The following is a 4190-nucleotide window of genomic DNA, read 5'->3' as shown; positions in this document are numbered from 1 at the left end:
ACGGCGGCTTCTGGTTGATCAAGGAATACTTCAACATGAGCGTCACCCAGACGTTCAAGACCTGGACCGTGCTGGAGACCATTATTTCGCTGGTCGCCTTCGCGCTGACCGTGGGTCTTTCTTACCTCATCTAGCTCGAACACTCCGATCGCTTTCCTCAAGGCTCATGGTCACTCATCGAGCGCGGCATTGTGCACGCCTCGGTTGAGTGCCCGTGGCGGACAGCGGTCGGCAAAAACTAAAAAAAAACATAAAAAATGACCCAGGAGCACCGTATGTTCAAGCGAGCAATCCCCACCGCACTTTTGCTGGCCACCGGTTCGATGTGCGCACAGGCAGCCGACTCTGCCGCGCACGGTTTTCTGGAGGACAGCAAAGCCACGCTGTCGATGCGCACTTTGTATTTCAACAGCGATAACCGCGATGGCACGGCGGACCCGTCGAAAACCGAGGAGGCCGCGCAGGGTTTTGTGCTGCGCTATGAGTCCGGTTTTACTCAGGGCACGGTCGGGTTCGGGCTGGATGCGCAAGCGTTGCTCGGTGTGACGCTGGACAGCGGCGCGGGTCGCCACGTGGGCAGCGGCATGATCCCGAGTGACGGCGACGGTGCTGCCGACACCTGGAGCAGCTTCGGCCCCACGGCGAAGATGCGCATCTCAAAAACAGAGTTCCGCTACGGCACTTTGCTGCCGAAACTGCCGATCCTGTTGTCGAACGATGCCCGCGTATTGCCGCAGTCGTTCACCGGTGCGCAGGTCACCTCGAATGACATCGATGGGTTGATGCTGACCAGTGGCGTGCTTGAACATGCGGTCGGCCGCGCCTCGACGGACCGGACCGGTTTGTCGGTGCCGGGCGCCACCCAGGACAGCAACAAGTTCTACTTCGCCGGCGGTGACTACTACATCACCAAGGAACTGAAGGCGCAGTACTACTTCGCGCAGATGGAAGACTTCTACAACCAGAACTTCTTCGGTCTGACCCACGTGTTGCCGATCGACAGCAAAAGCTCGTTCACCACCGATCTGCGTTACTTCAACACCACATCGACAGGCGCCAACAGTTCCGCTGCCGGCCGCGCCCAAGGCTACCGCACCTCGGGTTATACCGAGGACAACAACGGTGAAATCGACAACAACACCTGGGTGGCGATGATCACCTATGTGAACGGTGGTCACTCGGTGTCGCTGGGGCATCAACAGGTGGGTGACGGCAGCAACTTCGTGCAGCCCAACCAAGGCAGCCTGGTTGATAAAGGGGCGGGTGGTGGCAGTGTTTACCTGCCGACGGACCGCATGATCCAGAGCTTTACCCGCGCAGGCGAGCAGACGAACTTCGGTCAATATTCCTATGACTTCGCGCCTTTGGGCGTGCCGGGTCTGAAAGCGTCGATCGCGTATCTGAAAGGGACTGACATCAAGGTTCGCAACGCGGGCGATCAGTCCGAGTGGGAGCGTGATATGACCCTGGACTACGTGTTGCAATCGGGGTCGCTCAAGGGGCTTGGTTTCAGCGTGCGCAACGGCAAGTCGAATACCGATGCCGGGCGTAACGTTGATCAGAATCGCTTTATCATCAACTACACCTTGTCGCTGCTGTAATCGCCCACGGGTCTTTGTAGGAGCCGGCTTGCCGGCGATTGGGCCTTGAGGTTTGCGCTGTTTTTGCGGACGTCATCGCCGGCAAGCCGGCTCCTACAGGGTATGTGTTGTGTCCGTTGGTGTCAGGCAAGCACGGTCTTTGTAGGAGCCGGCTTGCCGGCGATTGGGCCTTGAGGTTTGCGCTGTTTTTGCGGACGTCATCGCCGGCAAGCCGGCTCCTACAGGGTATGTGTTGTGTCAGTTGCTAAGGTGCCAGGCGGGCACGGTCTTTGTAGGAGCCGGCTTGCTGGCGATTCAGGCGACGCGGTGTATCTGTTACGCCGCCATCGCCGGCAAGGTATGCGTTGTTGCTAAGGTGTCAGGCGCTGGGTCAGCAACGGCAATAGTTGTTCACACGAAGCCTCGATTTTCAGATCGAGGATGTCATCCGCCCGCGTCTTGCCCAGGTTAATCGCTATCAGTGGCTTGCCCTGATCCGCCACCGCCCGGCATAACCGAAACGCCGAATACGCCATCAACGAAGACCCCACCACCAGCAATCCCGCCGCTTTTTCCACTGCAGCCATTGCCTTGGCTGCCGTCACCTGCGCCACGTTCTCGCCAAAAAACACCACGTCCGGTTTCATTCGCTCACCTGCGCAATGCGGGCAGTGCGGTACCTGAAACCGCGCTTCGAACGCCGCGTCGAGCAGCGTGTCGCCGTCCGGTGCCTGCACCGCATCCACGCCGGCAAGATACGGGTTCTGCGTTTCCATCAATTGCTGGATCGAATCCCGCTCACTGCGCTGCCCGCAATCCAGGCACAGCACCCGGTGCAGGCTGCCATGCAGTTCGATCACGTCGTGGCTGCCGGCCTGGTCGTGCAAGGTGTCGACGTTTTGGGTGATCAGCCCGCTGATCTGTCGGGTGCTTTGCAGGTTGGCGAGGGCTTCATGCGCCACATTCGGCTGAGCCTGGCGCACCCGCGGCCAGCCGAGCATCGCTCGCGCCCAATAGCGGCGTCGGGATTCCGGGGCGCTGAGGAATTCCTGATACATCATCGGTTGCCGGCCACGGCGCACGCCCTGGTGGTCGCGGTAGTCCGGAATGCCCGACGGGGTGCTGATGCCGGCACCGGTCAGGACCACGAACGGCTGGTCGGTCATGAACTGCTGGAGCCGGTCGAGTTGTTCGCGGGTGCGACTGTCGAGCATGTTCAACACTCCGATGGGTCTGGGGTGTTTGAAGGGTAGCATTTGGTGATTCACCTGTAGGAGCGTGGCTTGCCCGCGAAGACGGCCTATCAGACAACGACGGTGTGCCTGAGATACCGCCTTCGCGGGCAAGCCGGCTCCTACAGGTACGGTGTTTACTTGCGAGCTTCGAGTATCAGGTTGAACGGCGTTTCCGTCGCCCGGCGGAATGTGCTGAATCCCGCTTCCGTAAACACCTTGCGCAACCGCGCCTCACCGGCCTGGGCGCCGAGCCCGAGGCCAACTTCCTGGGACAGCGAGTTCGGGGTGCAAATGAACGTCGAGGCGGCGTAGAACAACCGGCCAACCGGGGTAACGTTGTCGTCTAGCTTGTCGTTGGCGAACGGTTCCACCAGCAGCACCGTGCCGTCCGGCTTCAGCGACTCATAGGCGTGCCGCGCCGCGCCCACCGGGTCGCCCATGTCATGCAGGCAGTCGAAATAGCAGATCAGGTCGTAGTCGTCGCCGGGGTAGCTTTTTGCCGTGCCCTGGAAGAACCGCGCCCGCCCGGACACACCGCCTTCCTCGGCGCGCTGGGTGGCGACGGTGACGGACGGCGCGTGGTAGTCGAAGCCGACGAACCGCGATTCGGGGAACGCCTGGGCCATGATCACCGTCGATGCGCCATGCCCGCAGCCGATGTCCGCGACCTTGGCGCCAGCCTCCAGTTTGGCGACGACACCTTCAAGGGACGGTAGCCATTCGGCGACCAGGTGCGCTTTGTAGCCGGGCCGGAAGAACCGTTCCGTGCCGCTGAACATGCACGGATGGTGTTCGCCCCAGGGCAGGGCGCCGTTGCCGCGCATGGCTTTGACCAGCTTGTCCTTGTCATGGAAAAACGACGCGACCACCCCGATACCGCCCGCCACGTAGACCGGTGAGTCTTCGATCGCCAGCGCCAGGGCTTGTTCTTCGGGCAGACGGAACTGGCCGTCGCGGTGTTCCATGTAACCGGACGCGGCGTGGGCGCTGAGCCATTCGCGCAGCAGGCGGGGGTTGCAGCCGGTTTTCTCGGCGAGTGTTTCGGGGCTGATCAACTGACTGTCGGCCATCGCCCGGTACAGCCCGAGCTCTTCGCCGAGGATGACGTTGGCGAGCATCGCCGCGCCGCCCATGTCGTTCACCAGTTTGCCCATGAAATCGTTGAGTCTGGCCTCGTCCATCACGTGTGCTCCTTCAGCTGGATCACGGTCCAGGGGCATTCTTTGTCGAGGCATTCGCCTCTGGGCAGTGGTCGTGGAAATGATCAGGACGGTGAGTGCGTCCTGCGTGCAGTAAGTTTAGTCCGCAGGCCGTGGGCTGCCGGCCGGAGCGACGAAAGCCCGCATTTGCCTGATTCACACACATCCCCTGTAGG

General features: G+C 61.3%; 4 protein-coding genes. 2 read left to right on the top strand and 2 right to left on the bottom strand.

The window, feature by feature from the left end:
• Both KGA97_RS29105 and KGA97_RS29100 read left to right on the top strand, forming a co-directional pair.
• On the top strand, nt 1-134 hold a 134-nt coding region (locus tag KGA97_RS29105), incomplete at its 5' end, for a GntP family permease (RefSeq protein WP_223481965.1).
• A gap of 141 nt (nt 135-275) precedes the next feature.
• Entirely contained in the window at nt 276-1601 is a 1326-nt protein-coding gene (locus tag KGA97_RS29100) for an OprD family porin (RefSeq protein WP_223481964.1), read from the top strand.
• A gap of 350 nt (nt 1602-1951) precedes the next feature.
• Here KGA97_RS29100 and KGA97_RS29095 read toward each other — a convergent pair whose 3' ends face one another.
• Nucleotides 1952-2794 (bottom strand): NAD-dependent protein deacetylase, encoded by an 843-nt coding sequence (locus KGA97_RS29095; protein ID WP_207285911.1) that lies wholly within the window; start codon nt 2792-2794, stop codon nt 1952-1954.
• Nucleotides 2795-2949: 155 nt separating this feature from the next.
• Nucleotides 2950-3996, bottom strand: a complete 1047-nt coding sequence (locus tag KGA97_RS29090; RefSeq protein WP_192418619.1) for a class I SAM-dependent methyltransferase — start codon at nt 3994-3996, stop codon at nt 2950-2952.
• Nucleotides 3997-4190 lie beyond the last annotated feature (194 nt).

The sequence above is a fragment of the Pseudomonas sp. BF-B-15 genome (assembly GCF_019946675.1).
Taxonomy (GTDB): domain Bacteria; phylum Pseudomonadota; class Gammaproteobacteria; order Pseudomonadales; family Pseudomonadaceae; genus Aquipseudomonas; species Aquipseudomonas migulae.
This window is presented reverse-complemented; position numbering and strand designations above follow the sequence as displayed.

Coding starts and splice junctions, on each gene's coding strand:
- KGA97_RS29100 (WP_223481964.1), top strand. CDS start 276: ATGTTCAAGCGAGCAATCCCCACCGCACTTTTGCTGGCCACCGGTTCG.
- KGA97_RS29095 (WP_207285911.1), bottom strand. CDS start 2,794: ATGCTCGACAGTCGCACCCGCGAACAACTCGACCGGCTCCAGCAGTTC.
- KGA97_RS29090 (WP_192418619.1), bottom strand. CDS start 3,996: ATGGACGAGGCCAGACTCAACGATTTCATGGGCAAACTGGTGAACGAC.